15 protein-coding genes and 4 pseudogenes are annotated in these 21756 nt (G+C 59.5%); 10 read left to right on the top strand and 9 right to left on the bottom strand.

All coding sequences use genetic code 11. From position 1 onward, the window contains the following. The first annotated feature begins 89 nt into the window (after positions 1–89). Complete coding sequence (locus X726_RS147255) at positions 90–683, top strand: hypothetical protein (protein ID WP_156940688.1); 594 nt, start codon at positions 90–92, stop codon at positions 681–683. A 254-nt stretch (positions 684–937) separates the two neighbouring features. On the opposite strand, the pseudogene X726_RS1000000170610 reads toward X726_RS147255, so the two are convergent. The 9 genes and pseudogenes from X726_RS1000000170610 to ggt form a co-directional block, all read right to left on the bottom strand. Then, a pseudogene (locus tag X726_RS1000000170610) lies at positions 938–1076 on the bottom strand (IS110 family transposase); the annotation flags it as partial. A 119-nt stretch (positions 1077–1195) separates the two neighbouring features. Continuing rightward, complete coding sequence (locus tag X726_RS147260; protein ID WP_023671608.1) at positions 1196–1966, bottom strand: class II aldolase/adducin family protein; 771 nt, start codon at positions 1964–1966, stop codon at positions 1196–1198. Between the two features lie 188 nt (positions 1967–2154). After that, complete coding sequence (locus X726_RS1000000171210; RefSeq protein ID WP_023671607.1) at positions 2155–2343, bottom strand: NAD(P)-dependent oxidoreductase; 189 nt, start codon at positions 2341–2343, stop codon at positions 2155–2157. Positions 2344–2436: 93 nt separating this feature from the next. Continuing rightward, positions 2437–2901 (bottom strand): hypothetical protein, encoded by a 465-nt coding sequence (locus X726_RS1000000171205; RefSeq protein WP_245272141.1) that lies wholly within the window; start codon positions 2899–2901, stop codon positions 2437–2439. Between the two features lie 184 nt (positions 2902–3085). Continuing rightward, the gene (locus tag X726_RS147265; RefSeq protein WP_023671605.1) at positions 3086–4954 is read right to left on the bottom strand and encodes a CocE/NonD family hydrolase; all 1869 of its coding nucleotides are present in this window, start codon (positions 4952–4954) and stop codon (positions 3086–3088) included. Between the two features lie 152 nt (positions 4955–5106). Then, a complete protein-coding gene (gene ehuB, locus X726_RS147270; protein WP_031215181.1) occupies positions 5107–5991 on the bottom strand; it encodes an ectoine/hydroxyectoine ABC transporter substrate-binding protein EhuB in 885 nt (294 codons plus the stop codon). Between the two features lie 819 nt (positions 5992–6810). After that, a pseudogene (locus tag X726_RS1000000172415) lies at positions 6811–8228 on the bottom strand (amidase). Beyond that, a complete protein-coding gene (locus tag X726_RS147275; RefSeq protein ID WP_023671601.1) occupies positions 8225–8428 on the bottom strand; it encodes a hypothetical protein in 204 nt (67 codons plus the stop codon). The pseudogene X726_RS1000000172415 and the gene X726_RS147275 overlap by 4 nt, the downstream one beginning before the upstream one ends. A gap of 98 nt (positions 8429–8526) precedes the next feature. Beyond that, positions 8527–10140 (bottom strand): gamma-glutamyltransferase, encoded by a 1614-nt coding sequence (ggt, locus tag X726_RS147280; RefSeq protein ID WP_023671600.1) that lies wholly within the window; start codon positions 10138–10140, stop codon positions 8527–8529. Between the two features lie 1040 nt (positions 10141–11180). Between ggt and X726_RS147285 the strand changes: the two genes are divergently transcribed. The 9 genes and pseudogenes from X726_RS147285 to X726_RS01000000167185 form a co-directional block, all read left to right on the top strand. Then, on the top strand, positions 11181–11891 hold the full coding sequence (locus X726_RS147285) for a gamma-glutamyl-gamma-aminobutyrate hydrolase family protein (RefSeq protein WP_023671599.1): 711 nt from the start codon (positions 11181–11183) through the stop codon (positions 11889–11891). A 171-nt stretch (positions 11892–12062) separates the two neighbouring features. Then, on the top strand, positions 12063–13670 hold the full coding sequence (locus X726_RS147290) for an ABC transporter substrate-binding protein (protein WP_033001920.1): 1608 nt from the start codon (positions 12063–12065) through the stop codon (positions 13668–13670). Further along, positions 13670–14611 (top strand): ABC transporter permease, encoded by a 942-nt coding sequence (locus X726_RS147295; protein WP_023671597.1) that lies wholly within the window; start codon positions 13670–13672, stop codon positions 14609–14611. The genes X726_RS147290 and X726_RS147295 overlap by 1 nt, the downstream gene beginning before the upstream one ends. Before the next feature lies 1 nt (position 14612). Beyond that, positions 14613–15494 carry an ABC transporter permease gene (locus X726_RS147300; protein ID WP_023671596.1) on the top strand — a complete coding sequence of 294 codons (882 nt, stop codon included), beginning with the start codon at positions 14613–14615 and terminating at the stop codon, positions 15492–15494. A gap of 1 nt (position 15495) precedes the next feature. Further along, positions 15496–16577 (top strand): annotated as a pseudogene (locus X726_RS01000000167190) (ABC transporter ATP-binding protein). Next, positions 16574–17647, top strand: a complete 1074-nt coding sequence (locus X726_RS147305) for a dipeptide ABC transporter ATP-binding protein (protein WP_023671593.1) — start codon at positions 16574–16576, stop codon at positions 17645–17647. The pseudogene X726_RS01000000167190 and the gene X726_RS147305 overlap by 4 nt, the downstream one beginning before the upstream one ends. A gap of 65 nt (positions 17648–17712) precedes the next feature. Beyond that, on the top strand, positions 17713–19203 hold the full coding sequence (locus X726_RS147310; RefSeq protein WP_023671592.1) for a M81 family metallopeptidase: 1491 nt from the start codon (positions 17713–17715) through the stop codon (positions 19201–19203). Between the two features lie 592 nt (positions 19204–19795). Further along, entirely contained in the window at positions 19796–20650 is an 855-nt protein-coding gene (locus tag X726_RS147315) for a D-amino-acid transaminase (protein WP_023671591.1), read from the top strand. A gap of 380 nt (positions 20651–21030) precedes the next feature. After that, positions 21031–21634, top strand: a pseudogene (locus X726_RS01000000167185) (DDE-type integrase/transposase/recombinase); the annotation flags it as partial. Between the last annotated feature and the right edge of the window lie 122 nt (positions 21635–21756).

Genomic DNA, 21756 nt, shown 5'->3' with positions numbered 1-21756 from the left:
ACTTGCCGCATTCTCCCGCGCGATCGGCGCGCCGGTCATGCTCTCTAAGTGGCATGCCTCAGGTCGGCATGGCTTCCCCGCCGAAGAGGTTGACGAAGAATTCGCTGCGATCTCCCCGGGGCATCGCAGGCCTCTGCTTCGCTATCGAGCCGACGGAACCGCTTTGGCCCAAGCTGGAAGCAATCGCCGCTGCGTCGCACAAGTACGGCAAGCGCGCTCTGGTGCATCTGCGGCTAGCTGGCGCCACCTTTGCCGAGGATGCAGGCACGCCTGAGGAAAACGCGGGGCGGATTGCTGAGGCAACGCTCGCTGGTTGGACCCATCGGGCAGTGCTGGACATCGTGATAGATACCTTCGTCGATTTCGATCGGGGCTACTTTCTGCGCAGCGGCTTGTTGAATTCGCTTTGCGACTTGCGCCCCGCCGGCGCTGTCCTCCAGCGCTTGGCTGAGCTTTTGGCGGATACACCTCACAGCGGGAATCTGCGGGCGGAAGGATCACTTCGCTACTTCAGCATTGTCGGCAAGCACTACGCGCTTGCGTTGGGCAATTTGCCGACTCTGAACGGCTCGGCGACGGCAATCCGCCTTGATACCGGCGCCATGATTGCAACGGATGTCGAAGCCGCAGGCATGCCGATCCTCTTGTCTTGTCTTGATGTCGGCCTGCCGACCAAGCCGTGATCAAACCCTTCTTCCGGTCTCGACCTGTCCCGGGAGAGATCGGCCACCAGCTTCCTGAGCTTGCCGTCCTCGTCCTCTTCAGTCGCTTCATCTTGGTCGGCAGCAGCCCGTCATAGTCCAGTTGAAATGCGTCGCCTGGCTGATCCCAGCCCGCCGGCAGTAGCTTCAAGAGAGCCGGTTTGCACGGTGCTCGAGCAGCGGTTCGATCTTGCACATCCCGAGTTCGGCGGCATAGCGGCGGATCTGCCCTTCTAGTCCGCCGCATCGTTCTTACCGCGCTTGACGTGCGGTTTGTTTGACATATTGAGGCGGGATCAGCTTCAGCTCATGCTCAAACGACTGCATCAGGCGTGATCAGTGGTGCGAGCCCCCGCACGCTTCGATCACTAACACCGCGACGGCGGCTTCTCAGCCACCATCTCGGCGCGGAACAGTAACACGTCAGCCAGTTCGCCATCTTGGCGGCACGTCAAGGTCGGTGGGAGGCGGCTCTGGTCCTAGCCGCGCTTCGCTCACGACCGGTAATCCGGCTGCTCGCGGTCCAGCTTGCGGCGTAGCGCCTGCCAAGCGAGCCAGCCCTTGGTCTTGTCAGTGGTGAATTGCGCTACTGTGCGTTCCGAAACCTCTCTTGGCGGCAGGGAGAGCTTCGCCCCGGAAGCCTGAGCGGCCAGTTGGATGCGGCAGGCCTGTTCCAGGTACCACATCCAGTAGAACGCTTCCGCCACTGTCCAGCCCACCGTCAACAGTCCGTGGTTGCGCAGAATGAGACAAGGCTTGTCGGCGAGGTCGCCGACGATGCGCTCACGCTCAGAAAGATTGTCATCTGCCGCCACGCCTTCGTACTCGTGAATCGCCACGCGGCCATGAAACCCGATCGATATCTGGTTGAGTGGCAGGATGCCGCCTTCCTGCGCTGCCACCACCATGCCGGCGATGGTATGGGTGTGCATGACGCAGCGCGCCTCGTCGCGTGCCATATGCACGGCCGAATGAATGACGAAGCCCGCTGGATTTACCGGCCAGCTCGTCTCCTGCACTGCCTTTCCCTCGGCGTCCACCACCACGAGGGAAGAGGCAGTGACCTCTTCAAACAGGAGCCCGTAGGGGTTTACTAGGAATCTGTGGCCTTCGCCCGGGATACGCATGGAGAGATGCGTGTAAACAAGGTCGGTCATCCCGTAGACTGCGAAGAGCCGGTAGGCTGCGGCGAGATCCTCGCGCAGCTCCTGCTCGGTAGACTCGTAATCCGGATCGGGTTTCACAGGCGGTGCGGGTAGGGTCATATCAGTAGCCTCTGGTTGGATTGTAAAGATTGTAAAGCGCCTCACGCAGCTCGAAGGCTGAGATACTCGTCGCGACGTAGCGTGCGCACTCCCGGGTCGAGGGCCCGGCCCCGATATGGCTGGTTACGATGATTTTAGGATGAATCCAGGCCGGGCTGTCCGCTGGAAGCGGCTCCGGGTCGAACACGTCAAGCGCCGCCTGTCAGATGCCCTTCATCGAGTGCGGCGATGATATCGGCGAGGTTCTGATGGGCACCACGGCCGGCATTGATCAGCCCAGCACCCCTGGGCAGTTTCACCAGCAGCGGCGCGGAGAGGATCCCCGTGGTCTCCGGCGTTGCGGGTAACAGGCAGACAAGAATCCGGCTGCGCGCCAAGAAAGCGTCCAGTTCCTCTGCCCCCGGCGAAGTTCTCGAACGGCAACGCCTTGCGGCTGCGCGACCAGCCGATAACCGGAAAGCCGACACCCCTCAGCAAGTCCGCGGAACGCCGGCCCATGGCGCCGAGTCCCATGATGCCCACCGTGCATTCCGTGGCAGGTGTGGGGGTTGCGAGGAATCCCAGTTTTTCGCCTCGCGCGATCGGAAGATGCACGGCAAGTCCTTCTGCAGGGAGAGCGCTGCCCAAGCAACGTATTCCCCCATGCGCTGCGGCCCCTCGGCAGGGACCATACGCACTAGCGGCACGTGTCGCGGCCAAGCGGGATCGGCGACGATGTTGTCCACGCCGGCACCGAGGCTGAACAGCACCTTCAGGCCGGTAAAGTGAGCGAGCCGCCCGTGTTCCGGCTTCCACACCACCGCATAGCGCACATCGGCTGGGTCGAGATTCGCATCGTCCCACCAGCGTACCTCGAGATGCGGCGCCATCTCGGCTAAACTCTCGCGCCATTCGGCGATGGCTTTCTCGCTCGCCGTGTTTACAACGACAACCATGCGATCTTCGGACTTCGAAGCGTCCCGTTGCATTCTTCACACCCAAACTTGATTGAGATGGCGTTCGCGTGCGATTCACCCAAAAGGCCCAGCCGTTGTCATTATTGCCAACTCATTGGGATCAGGGAAACAGAGCAAGCAAGCCACTAACGCAAACCACGAACTCCGATCGAGCAAAACCGCTCTAGTGGAAAACTTTCACCGGCGGATTGATCAAGGGAAGAATGATGCGAGACGGCTTATCGACGTAACTGTGCACCGTGAGTATTGGCGTTTCTCCCACAGGCACTCGGCTGAAATGGCGGGAATCGGCGCCTGCGATTGCCAGACGGATCCGGTGACCGGCCTTCAGCAGCCAAGACGTTGGAAGAAGCCCGACGCGAAGTTCCATCTCAGAGTTCGGAACGACCGGGGTGATATCCTGGTGACGGTAAGTTCTGTAGGGACCGATCGTCCGGTCGTGATCCGGACTTTCACTCACTTTGCGATGTAGAAATCGCAATACGCCCTCGGTGATGTAATGCCGCTTTCCGCTTGGCTCAACGTCCTCGAGATATACGAAGATCGCTCCGTCGCTCGCCGTGGTCGATAACCAAACCACTGCCTCGGGGTGACCGGTGATCTCGACGTCAGCGACAGCCGGGGATGAGGTGTAAACCAACATTCTGTCGTCACGCCCATTCCATGACACATAGTACTCGTCGACCACCTGCGAGCCGATCCGCTCGTAGCGTGTGTCGGTGCCTGTTTCACAGCCGAAATCCACCTTGTAGTTGCAGCTGCCGGCCCCGGCCGTGGGGATCCCCGAGAGGGCTCCCTTGCTGTCGAAGAAGAGTTCCGAAGATGATGTTCCAGGCACCGGCCATGATTTGGAGGATTGCCACTTCTCAGCAATCATCGTGAAGTAGTGGATGGGGTCCTCTTCGTCACAGCCGCCGGCCTTCCCCTTCAGGTTAGCGTCGAAGAACCTCAAATACTCCATATGTTTTTCAAACTGCGGTACCGAACCGCAGCTCGCAGGACTGGCATTGATGTTCGCCCCATGGTCCCACGGTCCGAGGAGCAGCCTGTTCTTCCTATTGTTCAGAGAAAGGAACCGACGGACAGCCGCGTCGGAATATCCGTAGCCATCCCTCCACCCTGAAATCGCATAAGTTGCCACCTGATGCCTTTGCTCCGTGACGTAGGATGACGGGCTGATGACTTCACAGGTCATGGAGAGATCGCCGATCGACCCAGAGTCACGGCATGGTCTCTGATTGACGAATTCCACCATGTCAAAATTGGCGCTGTGCTCAGCAATGGCAGCACGCAAAAGCGTATTGTCCAGATCGGCGTCAACAGGGGCGGGACCCTCGAATGCCGGATCCGAATAATAGGGATAGCTGGCGACGGTCGCACGGTCGTCGCTGTCGAGCGCCTCAGCCAAATGTGTGTAGCCTTGCGGTACCGTTCGGCACATAAGACCACCCGGGTAGAACATATCTGTATAGGTGTCCCAGACCGCGTAAGTGGGAATGATTGCTTTGACGGCGGGATGGCCTGTGGTGGCCAAGAAATCGGCAGCAGCGCCAACGTAGGACACGCCTGTCGATCCGATTTGGCCGTCGGACCATGTCTGTTTTGTGATCCAATCGGCGATGTCGTAGAAGTCCATCCGCTCAACCGGAGACCGAAAGCCTCGGCGCGCGCCGAAGGAAGCTCCCGTCCCGCGAACGTCCACAACCACAACCGCATAGCCGTAGGGGACAAAGAAGTCCGGTGCGTAGCCATACAGCGGGTTGGGGTCGATCTCCGAGCCCTGCTTTAGTTTGCAGCGTCGATAGTACGGCGTGAAAAGCACGATAGATGGTAACCTGGTGTCCGACGGCAGATCGATCGGTAGATAGAAGTCCACCGCAAGGCGCGTTCCGTCGCGCACGGTTACATAGACCGACTTCAAACTGAAGCCGTTTGTGTATTGCGGCTTGGCCTGCTGCTGGTAGTCGAACGGGGTGACCTTCCAAGCAGATGACCCGCGCGTCGAATCCGACCCGGTGCCTGTCTGAGCCAACTTCTTCCTCCGCTAAACAATGCTTTTGCTACTGCCGCAACACGCACAATGCAGAGCACCGCACCCCCTGCGAGCGCATGATCCCATGTCGCTAACCTCGAGCGCCTCCCCGGTTAGGGCCGGGGAGGCGCTAGAGGCCGTGCTGCTTGGCTTCAGCCCTTGCAGAGATCGGCGGCCTTAGTACCGTCCGGCAACAGCAGCTTGTCGTAGCCGTATTCGCCGACAGCCGCCATCATCTCTGGGGAGCCGATATAGCCCTTAAGCTCCGCATTGAAAGCGTCGACCGAGGCATGGTCATCGAGCCGGAAGGCGAAGGCGGCATAGCCTGGCTTCTCCGGAGAGGTGAACGGATCGGCCAGTTCGATCCCGCCGTCGCTGCCGATAGCTCCCCTCAGACCCAAGGGGTCGCCGATTCCGATGTCCGCACGGCCCGCCTTCAAAGCCTGCACGATCTCCGCATAGCCGGCGACCTGCATGATTTTGTCCTCGGGGACGCCCACCTTTTGAGCGACCTTAACCGCTCGGTAGGCAGAGCCCGTGACCATGGTCAGGCCTTTGTCGCGAATATCTTCGTAGGAATGCAGATCTTTCGGGTTGCCCTTCGGCACAGCCGCCGCCGTTGGGATGGTGGCGATCGGGTCGGTGAACAGCACGTTGCGGCAGCGCTCGGGCAAGATGAACATGCTGTCGGTGATGATATCGAAGCGATCAGCCTGGAGGCCAGGAATGAGCGAGCCCCATTCGGTGACGACTGGCTCAATCTTGGTGACCCCCATTTTCTTCAAAACTTGCTGCGCTATGACAACGGCGCTGCCCAACGGCTCGTTGTTGCTGCCGGCATAGGCCCATGGGGGATCGTTTGAGAAACCGATTCGGATCGGCTCTCCGTTTTTGATCTTATCCAGGAGGGAAGCGGCCGAAGCTGCCCCGGTGAGTGTTCCCGATGCAAGCGCCGCCATACCCAAGGCAGCAAATCCCCTCAGAAGTACACGCCGATCCAAAGCGCATTTTCCCCCAAAGTATGTCCAATTCGCCATCGGTATTTCTCCTTTCTTATTCTGCCATAGGCGCACTATACTCAAATCAGTGCGTAACGTTACCCATGGCGTGGGTTCCCCTTTTGTGGTGAGCCGAAATCTATTGGCGACAGACAGACTTTCATCAATCAAATCCGACAGGTGTCGCGTGCGCCCACAACCGTAAGCATAACAGCCGCTGTGGGCTGCTTTCGTGCGAATCGCCGTTCTAGGCGCAGAAAATCGTCGTCATTCCACGCTTTTGTGTTCAGGCCCGTTTTGGCAGACACGATCGCAAAACTCCCTGCGAGGTAGATGTTCCGCCCACGGTTCCGGATCCTTGCGGGCACGCTGGCTGGAAACCGGCGTGCCCGCCGGGGGCTCATCCAACCGCTTGGAGGTACCCTCTTCCGGCCCGGGTCGGCGAGGCCCTGCGTGGCCGCATCGCCAAGCGGGCGAGGGGCCGCGAGATCCACCTGGAAGGCCCAGGTTCGCCTCTGCGCTCGCCACCGTCGGCTGAGCGCCGCCGGCAAGAAGGCGCAAGTCGTGGCCGCCGCGATCGCGCACGAGATGGCGCCGTGCCTGTGTGGTATCGGCGGCCAGGTGGCGCCGCCTGGAAGCGGACGATCAAAGCGGTCAAAGACCGAAAGTGGCCATTCATTCGATCATCCAGAAGGTTCGGGACCATCGGTGACCCGCCACGCGACGGCACTCCCGAAAAAGGGCATCGGTCGAATGATTAGCAGACCCAGGCCTCCGCGCCCTCGCAAACACCTGCATGGAGAAACTCATTGACCGCGAGACATAGGAGTTAGCTCTTTGTGTCTCGACCGCCTGTTCCTAAGCCAGCACCAGTGGACGGCGCATATGCCAATCGGTCTCCTGCTGATAGGCGTCGGCCACTTTGAGCACGCAGGCCTCGGCGAATGGACGGCCGGTGAAGGAGATGCCGATCGGCAGCCCGTTTGGATCGAAACCACAGCTTACGCTGACCGACGGCAGGCCCAAGTAGTTGAAGGCCGCGGTGTTAGCCCAAATCCTAGAGGACCTGGCACGAGCGTCGGCCGGCCCTTCGTCGACGTCCGTTTCGGCGAGGGTTGGGATGCAGATAGGGATGGTGGGTGTGGCGAGCACGTCGACGCGGCCGAACACCTCTTTTAAAAACTCGGTTAGGATTGGCCCGCGCCGCGACAGGGCTTCTACATAGTAAGTGCCAGGGATGGCGCAGCTCGCATAGAGCCAGCTCGACGTATGCGGGGCATAGTCCTGTGTGCGCTGGCGCATCCACTCGGCATGGATCGTGGCTGCTTCGACCCCCATCACGACGTTAACATAGGCATGGATTGCGTCCAAAAATGGCAGCGCCATGCTTCTGACGGTGGCACCGCGTTTGGCCAACCCCCTGACGGCCTCGTCAAATGCAAGCGCCACCGGCTGATCGGCATTCTCTAGGAAATGCATCGTGGCCACACCGATCTTGAGATCGCCGAGCTGCCATCGAGTGTCGCCTCGTAGTCAGGTACTTTCTCAGACGAACTGGTCGGGTCCAACCTATCATGCCCGGCGATCACCGACAGAATGCGTGCGCAATCGCGGGCGGTACGGGCAATGGGCCCGACATTGTCGCAGGAAAAGGAGAGCGGCATGACGCCGGCACGGCTGACCCGGGTCTGAGTCGGCTTGATGCCCGTAACGCCGCAGGCTGCCGCCGGAATCCGGATTGACCCGCCAGTGTCGGATCCTAGCGCCGCATAGGTCATGCGCGCGGACACAGCGGCGGCGGAGCCCGACGAAGAGCCGCCCGCGACGTGCCGCAAGCTCCAAGGGTTGTGACAATCGCCGAATTCTCTGTTGTGCCCCGTTCCGTTCGCCGCGAACTCCGCCATATTGAGGCCGCCAAAGCTGTAGGCGCCGGCTGCGTCCATGCGGGCAAGGACGGTGGCTGTCACCTCAGGCACGAAGTCCTTGCGGATGCGCGAGCCGCACGTGCATGGCTTGCCCTTGCGGTAGAACATGTCCTTGTGGGCCATTGGCACGCCATGCAACTGGCCGAGCTTGGCGCCTTTCTTCACCGCCAGATCGGCTTTGCGCGCGGATCTCCGGGCGCCTTCATAGTCAAGCCAAATCGTGGCGTTGAGCTCTGCATCGCTGCGCTCAATATTGGCAAAGCAGGCATCGAGGAGCTCGAGCGATGAGAGCTTGCGATTGTGCACGGCGTATGCAGCCTCGCTCAAGGTGAGATCGGCGGGATCGCTCATTGAGCATTTCCTGGGTCTCGTATGAGCGCCGCCTCGAAGCTCGCCGGCTCTTCTTCGAAGCGCAGGGAGCCGCGCAGGCTCTCCATGCTGTTAATCATGTCAGCAAACCGGTCACGCCGACGCGTGGCGTTGTCGTTCGGCACCGATATGGCGTGCCACGTCGATATCCACCATTCGATGTGCATCAGAAACTCGTTCACGCTGCCCCCTGCCCAGCTTGAAGGGTATCCTACAAACTGCACGCCTCAGCTTCGTTGGACACCGATACTCAATTGAGCCTCCCAATGCCGAGAGGTGCTCAGGCCCTCATCGCCATTCCATCACCACCGGGATCAGATGCGCCGTCCAGCAAGCCATCGACAATCCGAATGCCGTTAATCCACGCAACCCCAAAGCTCAAAGGGCTCCGGATAACTTCGTAGCCCCTTTGCTCAAGGGCCTTGCTGACCAAACGTGGTATGCGATTGGTGACGTCGATCGCATTGCTTGTTGCGGAAAAGCGAGGGCTGGACACGGCCTCGATCATGGACATGTCAAAATCGAGAACGTTCAGAATCGCTTGAAGAACGCCCATCGCAATTTGTGTAGCGCCTGGTGCTCCGACCACGACATAGGGTTCGTCGCCCTTGAAGACAAACGAAGGACACATTGAACTGAACCGCGCCTTACCCGGCACAATCGAACCTGCGCGGCCCGGACGGGGGTCGAACACTCCCATGCAACCGTTGTACATAAAGCCCAGCCCTCGCGTAATCACGCCTGACGGCATACCCAGCGAATGGGTCATCGTCACGCAGTTGCCATCTCGGTCGACAGCGCTGAGGTGCGTGGTGTCCTTGCTCGGAAATCCAGAATTGAATCGGGGAACGTCAGCCTTGATCCCTGCGGAAATTCTTTCCGCAAGTTCCTTGGCGTAATCCTTGGCGATGAGTCGATCGACCGGGACGTCGACAAACTTCGGATCACCAATAAACCGGTCCTTGTCGATTGTAGCGTATTTCATCGCCTCACAGGCGATCCTGACATACTCCTCGGTATTATGGCCGAGGCCTTTGAGATCGAAATTCTCGAGAATATTGAGCATCTGAAGCAACATGACACCCCCGCCGGGGGGTTGGTTGGTTGCCACGCGCAATCCCCTGTATTCGCCCCAGATCGGATCGCTGACTCGGGGGGTGTAGGTCGCCAGATCTTCCCTCGAAATCAGCCCGCCATTCGCCTTCATGTCTTGCGCGATCTGCTCGGCGATTTCACCTTTGTAGAACACGTCAGCGCCTTCGCGAGCGATCAACTCAAGCGTGTTGGCGAGGTCAGAATTGACAACGAGATCGCCAACAATCTTCGGGCTGCCATCCTCGTGGCAATAGATTGCGCGGCCCGATTCGGCGTATCTGAGCCGCTCGTGGTTTGCGACGCGCCCCATTTGCCCGTCGGCTGACCACCAGTCGGCGACGGAGGGTCGGACTGTCCAACCTTTTCTTGCGTAATCGATCGCCGGCGCCATGACTTCTGCCCAAGGAAGGACGCCGTATTGGGCGTGAGCAACCTCGTAGGCGCGCAAAGATGACGGTACGCAGATCGATTGGTATCCAAGGTCGTTGAGCCGCCCTTCCAAAATGAAACCAAAGCCATCCCGGGCTTCGCCTTCAATCAAATTTTCCCACATATCCTCGCGCGCGGCGAGCGGGGCAGGCGCATGGAAGTCAATATACTGATGACGTCCTTTGGACGGTGCATAAATGCCCATGCTGCCAAACCCGGCAATGCCGCACATCATCGGATCGACGACCCCTTCGACCAAAGCGCAAGCAATGGCCGCATCAATGGCGTTTCCACCGGCTTTCAGTATTTCGGCTCCGACCTCGACAGCCTCAGGCTCTGGGGCCACAATCATTGCGTCGCGGTTTTTCATACGAGATCTTCTCCGATGTTTTGATTTGGTGTGGTGCTACCGAAATAGGTTGGGTTCGACTAACTCCGTGAGAACCACGTGTCGGTTCTGGATTGCGCTGCTCGCAACCCAATATTTCCTTGTGGCGCCGGAGATCAAAGCGCAGACCTACGGCCGATTGAATGAATTGGGCAAACTGCGGACCGGAAAGCCCAATCCCGGTGGTTTGGAAACGGCAGATCGGTCGGTAGTATAAAGTCACCGGAAGGCGCGTGCCGTCGCGCTCGGCTACACAAACCGACTTCAAACTGAAGCCGTCTCTGTACAAGGGCTTGGCTTGGCCCTGGCAATCGAATGGAGTGACCTCCCAAGCAGATGCCTTGAGCGTCGAATCCGACCCGGTGTTTGCCTGAGCCACCTTCTCCTCCTCAGTCGACTCGCAAAACAATGCTTTGTTATTGCCGCGCGGCACGCAAAACGCATATCGCGCCTCCACTGGAACTTGCCGTTTGGGCAGCTTGGTACAGGACCGCTCACTGCCCACTTCGTAGCGTAGCCTCGTCATATGGCCAGTTCTGCGCAAATCGCCCGCTGCAATCGCAGCAAATGGGCGTTTTCTCGCCGCATATGCACGAAGCCGACTATCGGCCGGGATGAAGGTTCCACGACCTGTACGCCACCTCCGGCTCCAAGCCGACTCCGTCCAAGCCTAGGCGATTGTGTCCTGGAGCGCCGTCTGGCCCTGGCCGACCTCGGCACGAGGATCCGAATTCAAGCCAATGAGGCGACGACGACCCAACGATCGCGGGCCAGATCCTGACGTATTAAAGCCGGAGAGCAGCATGCTGGCGGCAGAAAAGATCGCGTCGGTCCGCTGCCGACGGGCACTTGAGCAACGCGAAAAATATGCAGAAAATGGCACGGATTCGCTGATTTCCTGCGTGCGGCACGGACAATTCTCGGCGGCTTGTTCCTTCAGGTCCCTATAATCACGCCGGCGTCCGCGACGCGCGCACCGGGCGCGCCACACGAATGCACGTAAACTCAATCAGGTGACCGTTATGGCAGCTCATAAGAAGACTATAATAGGAATTGTCGGCGAATATGAAGATGAAAAGGAGAATTACTTCTGCAGCCATCTGTACGCACGTGCAATCGAACGAGCTGGTGCTCTGCCGATAATCTTACCGTACGTAGAAGCGGGTCAGCTGAAAGATATACTCGATCTGATATCAGGGCTTGTGCTTTCAGGTGGGAAAGATTTGGCGAGCGAAACTTACGGTGCCGCTCCTCATCCGGCCGCTAAAGTTCAACCGGCGCGGGACAACTTCGAAATTGCGCTGACGCGCTTGGCACTCGAACGTTCAATGCCCATTCTCGGTGTCTGTCGGGGAATGCAGCTTCTGAACGTAGTCGCGGGAGGTACGCTCTATCCGCATACAATCGACGAGCTTCCAAACGGACTTGACCACCGGAATGGGAGACCATTGGAGGAAGCTGCTCACGATGTTCATTTGGAGCCTAATACACTACTGTTCCAGTATAATGGGGGGTCATCGTCGCTGCGAGTGAATAGCGGGCATCACCAAGCCGTTAAGCGGGTGGCACCTGACTTCATCGTATCCGCGCGGGCAAATGATGGCCTTGTCGAGGCAATCGAGGCCCCCGGCCGGCCTTTTGTGGTCGGAGTTCAGTGGCACCCGGAGTTCTTCTATGAGAGCGAGCCGGCCAGCCGTCACCTCTTTCATGGCTTTGTTGACGCTTCTAGATGAGCGCCACATCGGACGTGCCAAAAAGCTTCGGCTTGGAGCAAAATCGATTTGTATTTTGATCGCGTTCTATGCTCGTGATTTGCCCGAAAAAAGAGCTGGCATGAGGCGCGCCCTGTCCTTTTCGGAATAAATGTATGTTTGCGATTTGCTTAAAAGGAGGAATGAACCAAGATGATTTCTCGACGTAACTTCTTCAAGGCTGGCATCGCTGTTGGAACAGCTTTATCTATACCTTCGGTCTTGAGGGCGCAGACATCGCCAACATCGGGGCAAACGGTAAGTATGGCGACGGCTGACATCGGCATCTTCGATCCCATTTTGTCGACGACCGAAATGACCTACGACCATGCCTTGGCGATCCACGACACGTTGTTCGGGATTGACTCCAAGCTCCTCCCGCAGCCGCAAATGGTCAGTAAGTGGGGCGTTTCCGACGACAAGAAGACCTATACGTTCGAACTCCGAGACGGCCTACGCTTTCACGACGGCAGCCCTGTAACTGCCGCCGACTGTGTGGCCTCGATCCGGCGCTGGGGCGTCGCTGATTCCGGCGGGCAGCTGATCATGGCGCGTACCAGGGATATCTCGAAAAAGGACGACAAGACTTTCACGATCGATCTAAAAGAGCCGCTGGGTCTGCTGGTCGACATCTTGGCATCACCGAGTGGGCTTTTCCCCGCTATTATGCGCGAGAAGGACGCAGATCGGCCCCCAACCGAGCAGGTCACCTCGAACATCGGTTCGGGGCCATTCAAGTTCAATGAGGCTTTTGCCAAACCCGGCGCAAGCTTCGTCTACGAGCGCAACGAACAATACGTTCCGCGCAAAGAGCCTGCAGACGGATTGGCCGGAGGTAAGAGCGTCAACATAGATCGCGCCATCTGGCAAGTCATGACCGATCAGCAGACTGCAATCTCTGCCCTGCAAGCAGGTGAGATTGATTATTGTCCGGCGCCGCCAGCCGACCTGTACTCCGTGATCGACAGTGATCCCAAGCTTGAACTTCAGGTTCAAAATAAAGCTGGCAAGGTATATTATCTTCGCATGAACTTCCTGCAGCCGCCGTTCAATAATGTAAAAGCGCGCCAGGCAATGCTTCACCTGGTCGACCAGGAAGCGTTCTTGAGCGTCATGGCCCCCGATTCTAGATACGCCCACCCTGTCACATCAATATTTGGAAACAGCGCCCCGTATTCCAACGACGAAAATACAGGATGGTTCAAAAAGGGAGGAGATCCGGAAAAGGCCAGGCAACTGTTTCAGGAAGCCGGGTATGCCGGTGAGAAGGTTGTCATTCTCCAACCTACGGACTGGCAGACGGGCAGCACTGCCTCGCAGCTCTTGGGGGCTGCGTTGCGCAAGATTGGGGTCAATGTCGAGCTCGCACCAATGTCGTTTGCTGAGCTTGCCACACGTCGGGCGAACAAGGGCGCCACCGAGGATGGTGGGTGGAACATGTTCATCTCGAATGATTCCGATATGAGCTTCGGCGATCCAATAAGCGTTCCTTTCTTACGTGCAGATGGCGACAAGGCCTGGTACGGCTGGCCGAAGAACGACGAATACGAGGCTCTGCGGGCCAAATGGGCAGATGTGGATTCGTTCGAAGAGCGCAAAGCACTGGCCCACAAGATGCAGCGAGTATGGTGGGACTTCGTCGGGGGATTGATGTTAGGTCAAATCGTTTCGCCAATTGCGCGCCGCAAGACGCTCACGGGCCTTATTGAGCTACCTGTCGGGTACATCCCGATGTGGAAGATGCAGAAAGCATCGGCCTAATGGCTGTCTACATTCTGCGCAGATTGGTTTCGGCCATCGCCGTCATGGCGATGGTCGGGATCTTCGTCTTCCTGCTTCTCAGGCTGGCGCCTGGCGACCCGGCGGCCATGATCGCCGGCAGGTCGGCTACGGAGGAGATGCTCGCAGGCATCCGCGAGCAACTGGGACTGAACGAGCCGCTGCCGGTTCAGTTCATACGTTGGCTGCGGGACATGCTAGGCGGCGATTTCGGTACCTCAATCTTTGCGGGACGCCCTGTCCTCGAGCTCATCTCGCAGCGTCTTGAGCCGAGCCTTTCGCTGTCAATCCTGACGATGATCCTTTCGGTTACGGTCGGGGTCTCTTTCGGCATCCTTGCCGCATGGCGAACTGGCGGGTTCCTCGACCGCCTCCTCGCGGCCTTCTCGGCACTTGGTTATTCCATCCCGGTTTTTGTCATCGGCTACTTCCTCATATACTTCTTCGCCATCAGGACACGCTGGCTACCGGTGCAGGGATATGTGCCAATCGATGGTGGCCTCGGATCATGGTTCGCCCACCTGGTCCTGCCCACCGTGGCTTTAGGCCTCGGCCACATTGCATTCATCGCCCGGGTCACACGTGCAAGCATGCTCGAGGTGCTGTCGGAAGATTATATGCGAACGGCCGCTGCCAAGGGCGCTTCGTCCTACGCCATGCTTTTCCACCATGCCTTGAAGAATGCCGGCGTCCCGATCCTGACCGTCATAGGCATAAGCTTCGCTTATCTGATCGGCGGGGTCGTCCTCACCGAAACGGTGTTCAACATACCCGGTATCGGTCGCCTGGTGGTGGATGCGATCAACAACCGGGACTATCCCATCATTCAGGGCGTGGTCATCCTGACTTCAGGTCTCTACGTCCTTATTAATCTCGCAGTCGATCTGGCCTATACGCTGATCGATCCGCGTGTGCGGTACTGATATGACGCTCATCTCCGCACCATTTGAAGCCGTGCCGATGGGTCGGCTGCAGCTATCCGATCTTCCCCGTCTGGCAAGGCGACACCCGCTGGTCCTGGTCGGCGGCGGCCTGTTGGGACTTCTGATCATCCTGGTGCTCGCTGCCCCGCTTTACGCCGGCGATCCAGTGAACATGGATCCATTCAAGCGCCTCCAGCCGCCCTCCGCCGAAATGTGGTTTGGGAGCGACAATCTGGGCCGGGATGTGTTTGCGCGAACGATCTTCGGTGCCCGCATCTCCCTTGTGGTCGGATTGTTGTCGGCGGCGTGCGCGGCTTCTGCCGGCCTTCTGATCGGCGTCATCGCCGGCTACAGCCGCAGCTTCGACAATCTCGTCATGCGGGTCATGGACGGGCTGATGTCGATCCCGACGATTCTGCTGGCGATTGCGCTCATATCTCTGACGGGTCCCGGGATCGGCATCCTCATCGTCGCGATCGCGATCCCCGAGACGCCCGCCGTCGCGCGGCTGGTTCGCTCGGTGGTTCTGGGGGTTCGCGAGCGGCCCTATGTGGAGGCCGCGCTCTGCGGCGGGGCGCGCCTGCCGAAAGTGCTGTGGCGGCATATCCTGCCGAGAACGGTTCCGGCGCTCATGGTGCAGGGCGCCACCGTCTGCGCCAGCGCGATCCTGACGGAGGCGGGGTTGAGCTTCCTCGGCGTGGGTGTGCCGCCCGAGGTTCCAAGCTGGGGCAACATGATTGCCAGTTCGCGGCTGTATCTTTCGATCGCCCCCTTGACGATCTTTGCCCCCGGTATCTGCCTTGCCGTCACCGTTCTTGCCGTCAACCTGCTCGGGGACGGCCTACGCGACCTGTTCGATCCGCGCGCCAAGCGGGGGCGCTGACATGCAGATGCATCAAACCACAGGGAACGACGTGCTTCTCGATGTACGAAATCTAGAAACGCACTTTTACGGCGAAGAAAGCGTGACCCGTGCCCTGGGCGGCATCAGCTTCCAGGTGAAAAAAGGCGAGACGCTTGGCGTCGTCGGCGAATCCGGGTGCGGAAAGAGCGTTACCGCTCTCTCCATCCTTCGCCTGCTGCCGAAGGTAAGCGCCAGGACAGTCGGCGGCGAGGNGGAAAGAGCGTTACCGCTCTCTCCATCCTTCGCCTGCTGCCGAAGGTAAGCGCCAGGACAGTCGGCGGCGAGGTCCGCTTCCAGGGTCGTGACCTGCTTGAGCTTTCCGATCGCGAGATGCGAAAGATCCGCGGCGACCAGATCGCCATGATCTTCCAGGAACCAATGACGAGTCTCAATCCGGTCTATACGGTCGGCCACCAGATCGCCGAGGCGGTTCAGATCCACACCAAGGCCTCGCGATCCGTTGCCATGGCGAAGGCCGAGGAGATGCTCCGTCTCGTCCGCATCGCCGACCCCGAGCGTCGCGTCAACAATTATCCCCATGAAATGTCGGGCGGCATGCGCCAGCGCGCCATGATCGCCATGGCTCTTGCCTGCTCACCGCAACTGTTGATCGCTGACGAGCCCACCACTGCGCTCGACGTCACGATCCAGGCGCAGATCCTGCGGCTGATCGTCGATCTGAGAGAGCGCACGGGAACGGCTGTGATGTTCATCACGCATGACCTGGGCGTTGTTGCCGAGACATGCGAGCGTGTGATCGTGATGTATGCCGGCCGTATCGTGGAACAGGCCAACGTCATAGATCTGTTTGCGCGTCCGGCGCATCCCTACACTCAAGCCCTCATGCGCTCGGTGCCTGACCGGCGGCGCGGCCGTCAGCGCCGCCTTCCAGAAATCCCCGGCATCGTGCCAAGCCTGCGCGAGTCTATTGTGGGCTGCAGCTTTGCGCCTCGCTGCCCGTTCGCGATCGAAATTTGCCACGACAAGACGCCCGCCCTGCGAGATGTCGGGTCGGACCACGCCGCAGCCTGCTGGCGCGCCGAAGAGGTCATGGGCGCATGAACGGTCCTCTGCTGAAAGTCGAGAATCTAACCAAGCATTATCCGCTCGGTGCGGGATTCCTAAAGAAGACCATCCCGGTGATCCGGGCGGTGCAGGGTGTATCGTTCACCGTTGAGGCAGCCGAGACCCTCTGCATCGTCGGGGAATCCGGCTGCGGCAAGTCGACCGTCGCGCGGCTCCTGATGCGACTCGTGGGGCCGACCGCCGGGCGCGTGCTGATTGAAGGAACCGACATTGCCGGCCTCAAGAAGGACGCGCTTCGCGCCTGGCGCCGTCGCATGCAGATGGTCTTTCAGGATCCTTACTCGTCGCTGAACCCGCGCCTCACCGCCGGACAGATCATCACCGAACCCGTCGAGAATTTCGAGCGCCTCAGCCGGAAGCAGCGCCAGGCACTCGCCGCGGACCTTCTCCGAAAAGTCGGAATGTCGCCTGAAATGATGCACAGGCTGCCATCCGAATTGTCGGGCGGTCAGCGGCAGCGGCTCGGCATTGCACGCGCCCTGTCGCTCAACCCCTCTCTCATCATCGCCGACGAAGCGGTGTCAGCCCTTGATGTCTCCGTGCAGGCTCAGATCCTGAATCTGCTTCTGGATCTCCAGCAGCAGATGGGCATTGCCTTCGTCTTCATCTCACATGACCTTGGCGTCGTGGAGCATATCGCGCATCGCGTGGCCGTCATGTATTTGGGGCGGATCGTGGAGCTCGCTCCGTGTGAGGCGCTCTTCGCGAACCCGGTCCATCCCTATACCGAGGCGCTGATCGCGGCAGCTCCGGTGCCGGATCCCACCCGGGTTCGGCTGGACGCGCCCGTGGAAGGCGAGGTGCCGAGCCCGATCAATCCGCCGAGCGGGTGCGCATTCCACCCGCGCTGCCCGCTCGCGGTCGAACGCTGCCGCAACGAGCTTCCGCCTTTGATGCCGATGCCCGACGGGCGCGTCGTGGCCTGTCATGTCCGCGCCCCGGCTACAGAGATTCCAGGCCAGCTAGCTGAAGCGGGTGTTCATTCGCTTGCGCATGTTGCTGAGCCGCATAATCCGATCCTGCTGCATTCGAAAGCCCAAGAATAGCCGCAGATGATCCGCCGGTTATCCTGCTTAATTGCTGCGCCACCAATTTGTATTGAGGAGAGATTATGAACTACCGCATCATCACTGGCGAGATCGAACATGAGGCAAACACGTTCAGCAAGGTGCCGACCACGCTCGAGCATTTCCGGTCAGGCGCCTTGCTGCTGGGCGACGAGATTCTGCCGGCGCGGCGGGGCACACGCACCGCCCTGGGCGCGGTGTTTGAGGCGGCCGAGAAATTCGGCTGGACGCTTTCTCATCCGCTCGCAGCTAGCGCCACCCCTGGGGGCATGTTGAAGAAGGAAACTTTTGAACAGCTATGCGCCTGGTTTCTTGCAGGCGCCGAGGGCTGTGATGGTGCCCTCATTAACCTACACGGTGCGATGGTCGCTGAAGGTTGCGACGATCCAGAAGGCGAGATCCTCGCCGGATTGCGCGCATTGCTCGGGCCAGACGCGCCGATCGTCGCAACGCTCGACTTGCACGCCAATGTCACTCAGAAGATGGCGGCTAACGCCTCGGCGCTGATCGCCGTGCGAACCTATCCTCATATCGACTACTATGAGCGCGCCTGGCAGGGGGCCGAACTGCTCGACCGCGCCCTACGCGGCGAGATTCGTCCCCGCACCGTCATAGCCAAACGCCCGATGATGCACGGTCTGGATTATGGGCGTACTCAGGCAGGTCCGATGCGCGAATTGATCGACCGCGGCGAGGCGTTGGAAGCCTCTGGCAAGGCGCTTGTTGTCAGCGTCTGCGCCGGGTTCTCTTGGAGTGACATTTACGATGTCGGCCCCAGCGTCACTATTACCGCCGACGGTGACACCACTGATGCGCAGCGCATCGCCGACGAATTCATGGATTACGCGTGGGAGACACGCGCGTTTGCCTCCGGCCGAGACACTTCTATCACCATTGCCGAGGCGGTTGAGCGCGCCAAGTCGGGCGAAGTTCGCGCCGACAAGCCGCTGGTGCTCGCTGATGTCAGCGACAATCCTGGCAGCGGCGCTTACGGAGATGCGACGGACCTGCTACGCGCGATGATGGCGGCCGACCTCCAGAACGCGGCCTTCCATGCGATCTTCGATCCGGCGGCAGTGCAGGCCGGCGCCGCGATCGGCGTCGGCAATAAGGGGCGCATCGTGCTCGGCGGCAGTCATGCCCCCGAGATGGGTGGCGGGCCGCTCGAGGTCGAGGCGCAGATCGTCTCGATCACCGACGGCCAATTTCGCTGCCATGGCCCCATGGGCGGAGGCGCATGGCGCAATTACGGGCCAAGCCTGATGGTGCGAGTTGGCGGCGTCGAAGTAGCGGTGGTCTCGCGGAACGGCCAAGCGACTGACCTCGCCCAGCTCACCTCGCTGGGCATTGACCCCTTTCACTGCGCGACGATAGCATTGAAGTCTTACCACCATTTCCGCGCGGCCTTCGAGCCGATCGCGCGCGATGTAATTACGGTCGACGGCGGCGGGATGGCGGGATCCGCCGCTATGTCGAAGGCAGTGCGTCGCCGTGTCCGCCGTCCGATCTGGCCGCTCGATGACATCAAGCTCTAGCGCGCTTCGTGCGTATCTGATGAAACCGGCCTTTGACTCCGATTTGACGGCGGCCAGTTTTCGGTCCGACCCTAGGTCGTACGCGTTGCCTGTCACCTTCACCGGTCAGGCAAGATTGCAGCTCATGCCTGACACCGCCGATAGCCTGCATCTCGAGAGCATACAGATTCCTTTCCAGGGCGGGCTATTCGACCGTGTCCTCGGCCCCTGGCGGACGACCGATTACAATAGCTGCAAATCGCCGCTGCCTGCCGCTTGGATCTCGCGTGACAGTGGCGCGCGCCGGACCCTGGCAATCCAAGAATGCGCAACACGCTCGTCTAACTGTCCTGGTTTTGATTGCAACACCAGCCGCATTCGGGATTGGCAAAATGGTACAAGGCCTCGTCGAACGGTTTTGAATAGGTCGGGCAGGACGGCCGCGGTCTGCTCCATCGCCTGGCGGCGTTGCGCCCGTGTTCCTGTGGCTCAGGACGCCCGTCAGTCGATTTCGACAGCCCGCATCTCCTGGCGAACGAATGGGATTCTTCCGCCGTTCGGTTCGACAGCTCACGGATGGAGCCGTCATCAGCATCTCCATGGGGTTAGTTAAATGCGTCATGTCTATGTCAACGGTGACTATCTGCCGGAAACCGAAGCCCGCGTCTCGATCTTTGACCGCGGATTCCTATTTGCAGACAGCGTTTACGAGGTGACCCTGGTCCTTGACCGGAAGCTCGTCGATTTTCCTGGTCATATGGCCCGCCTGCGCCGTTCGCTTGGTGAACTGAAAATGCCGTTCTCGCTCACCCAGGAAAACCTGCTGGAAATCCATCGCGAACTGATCGAGCGGAACGAAATCAGCGAAGGTCTAGTCTATGTCCAAGTGACACGTGGGGCGTCGGACCGCGATTTCGTCTTCCCGCACGAATCGACGCCCAATACAGTTGTGCTCTTCACGCAGAAGAAAACGGTGCTCGATAGCCCACTCGCTGCCCGTGGTCAGTTTGTCGTCACGCTGGAGGATCTGCGTTGGCGGCGCTGCGACATCAAAACTGTTCAGCTCCTATATCCATCAATGGCAAAGATGCAGGCCAAGGCCCAGGGGGCCGATGATGCGTGGTTCGTCAAGGACGGATTTATCACGGAAGGTTCGTCAAGCAACGCCTACATCGTCACGACGGACGGAACGATCGTGACACGAGATCTTTCCACCGACATTCTGCGAGGCATTACCCGCGAAGCCGTGCTGCTATGCGTTGGTAATCTTCAGCTCCGGATAGAGGAGCGGCCGTTTACGGTACCGGAAATCGAGAAAGCCGCGGAAGCGTTTTCCACATCCGCGTCAAGTCTGGTCACCCCCGTCGTGAACATCAATGGGAAGCCGATCGGATCCGGTAAACCGGGGGCCACCACAGCGCATTTGCGACGAATTTACGTCGACCAAAGCCGTGCTTCGGCGATGTAGGGCTTTTGGCCAGACCATGCGGATTACCACAGAGTCCGAAGTACCAACCTCCGGTCGTACCTTGCGCGACAATTCCTACTCAATTCTAAACGGGTCCGGTTTTTTTGATAGGAATGCCCGTCCCGGTGTGCGGAGGTGAAGGTCGCCGAGACGGCAAGAGGATTCATAGACGTTCTATGAAAGCATTGTCACGGTAAGCCGTTTTGAGCGGAACCAGCTTGCCGAATTGCGGGTGTATCCACTCGAACTCGGTCACTCGAAAAAGTTTGCCGACCCGGGCATCCCGCAGTTCGCGCCGGCACCTCAAGCGAAAGCCATTCTAGGTGTTTGATCCCGGGCTTTGATGGTGCAGTCTTCTCGCAGGGATGGAGGGATGCGCTATGGGCCAGGTTCTATACGGGAGCGCCACGACGACAGAGGCGATCAGTCGAGCGATATAAAATGGTTAAGAGAGCCTGAGGCCTCTGGCAAAGCGCTACGGGATCAACCAGAAGACCGTTGCCAAGTGGAAGAAGCGCAACTCGGTCGCCGACCTCGCGAGCGGGCCGAAAGAACCGCATTCGTCGGTGCTCTCGCTGGAAGAGGAAGCAATTATCGTCGCCTTCCGCAAACACACATTGTTGCCGCTCGATGACTGTCTCTATGCGCTTCAGCCGACGATCCCTCACCTGTCGCGGTCTTCATTGCATCGCTGCCTGCAGCGGCACGGCATCAGCCGGCTCCCGGAGATCGAAGGCGACAAGGCGCCCAAGAAGAAGTTCAAAGCCTATCCGATCGGCTTCTTCCACATCGACATTGCCGAGTGCAAACGGCCGAGGGCAAGCTGCGCCTGTTCGTAGCCATCGACCGCACATCCAAGTTCGCCTACGCCGAGCTCCACCGGGAGGCAGGCAAGATGGTCGCAGCTCAGTTCCTGCGCAATCTGATCGCGGCGGTCCCTACACTATCCACACGGTGCTGACCGACAACGGCATCCAGTTCACCATGACCTGGGACCCTTGTTCCCTCCAGTTCAATGGAGAGTCCGGAGTTTTTTCTGGCCTCATGCGGCCTGTTTTTCCAGAGCCATTTTGATGGCGAATTCGATGGGCGTGATGTTGCCCAGG

The organism is Mesorhizobium sp. LSJC285A00 (genome assembly GCF_000503155.1).
Taxonomy (GTDB): domain Bacteria; phylum Pseudomonadota; class Alphaproteobacteria; order Rhizobiales; family Rhizobiaceae; genus Mesorhizobium.
Note: the sequence above shows the minus strand (reverse complement) of the source record. Positions and strands in the feature narration are given on the sequence as shown.

What these genes read in the sequence shown, in the direction of transcription:
- X726_RS147260 (WP_023671608.1), bottom strand. Translation starts at nt 1,966, where the DNA reads ATGACCCTACCCGCACCGCCTGTGAAACCCGATCCGGATTACGAGTCT.
- X726_RS1000000171205 (WP_245272141.1), bottom strand. Translation starts at nt 2,901, where the DNA reads ATGGTTGTCGTTGTAAACACGGCGAGCGAGAAAGCCATCGCCGAATGG.
- ehuB (WP_031215181.1), bottom strand. Translation starts at nt 5,991, where the DNA reads ATGGCGAATTGGACATACTTTGGGGGAAAATGCGCTTTGGATCGGCGT.
- ggt (WP_023671600.1), bottom strand. Translation starts at nt 10,140, where the DNA reads ATGAAAAACCGCGACGCAATGATTGTGGCCCCAGAGCCTGAGGCTGTC.
- X726_RS147285 (WP_023671599.1), top strand. Translation starts at nt 11,181, where the DNA reads ATGGCAGCTCATAAGAAGACTATAATAGGAATTGTCGGCGAATATGAA.
- X726_RS147290 (WP_033001920.1), top strand. Translation starts at nt 12,063, where the DNA reads ATGATTTCTCGACGTAACTTCTTCAAGGCTGGCATCGCTGTTGGAACA.
- X726_RS147295 (WP_023671597.1), top strand. Translation starts at nt 13,670, where the DNA reads ATGGCTGTCTACATTCTGCGCAGATTGGTTTCGGCCATCGCCGTCATG.
- X726_RS147300 (WP_023671596.1), top strand. Translation starts at nt 14,613, where the DNA reads ATGACGCTCATCTCCGCACCATTTGAAGCCGTGCCGATGGGTCGGCTG.
- X726_RS147305 (WP_023671593.1), top strand. Translation starts at nt 16,574, where the DNA reads ATGAACGGTCCTCTGCTGAAAGTCGAGAATCTAACCAAGCATTATCCG.
- X726_RS147310 (WP_023671592.1), top strand. Translation starts at nt 17,713, where the DNA reads ATGAACTACCGCATCATCACTGGCGAGATCGAACATGAGGCAAACACG.
- X726_RS147315 (WP_023671591.1), top strand. Translation starts at nt 19,796, where the DNA reads ATGCGTCATGTCTATGTCAACGGTGACTATCTGCCGGAAACCGAAGCC.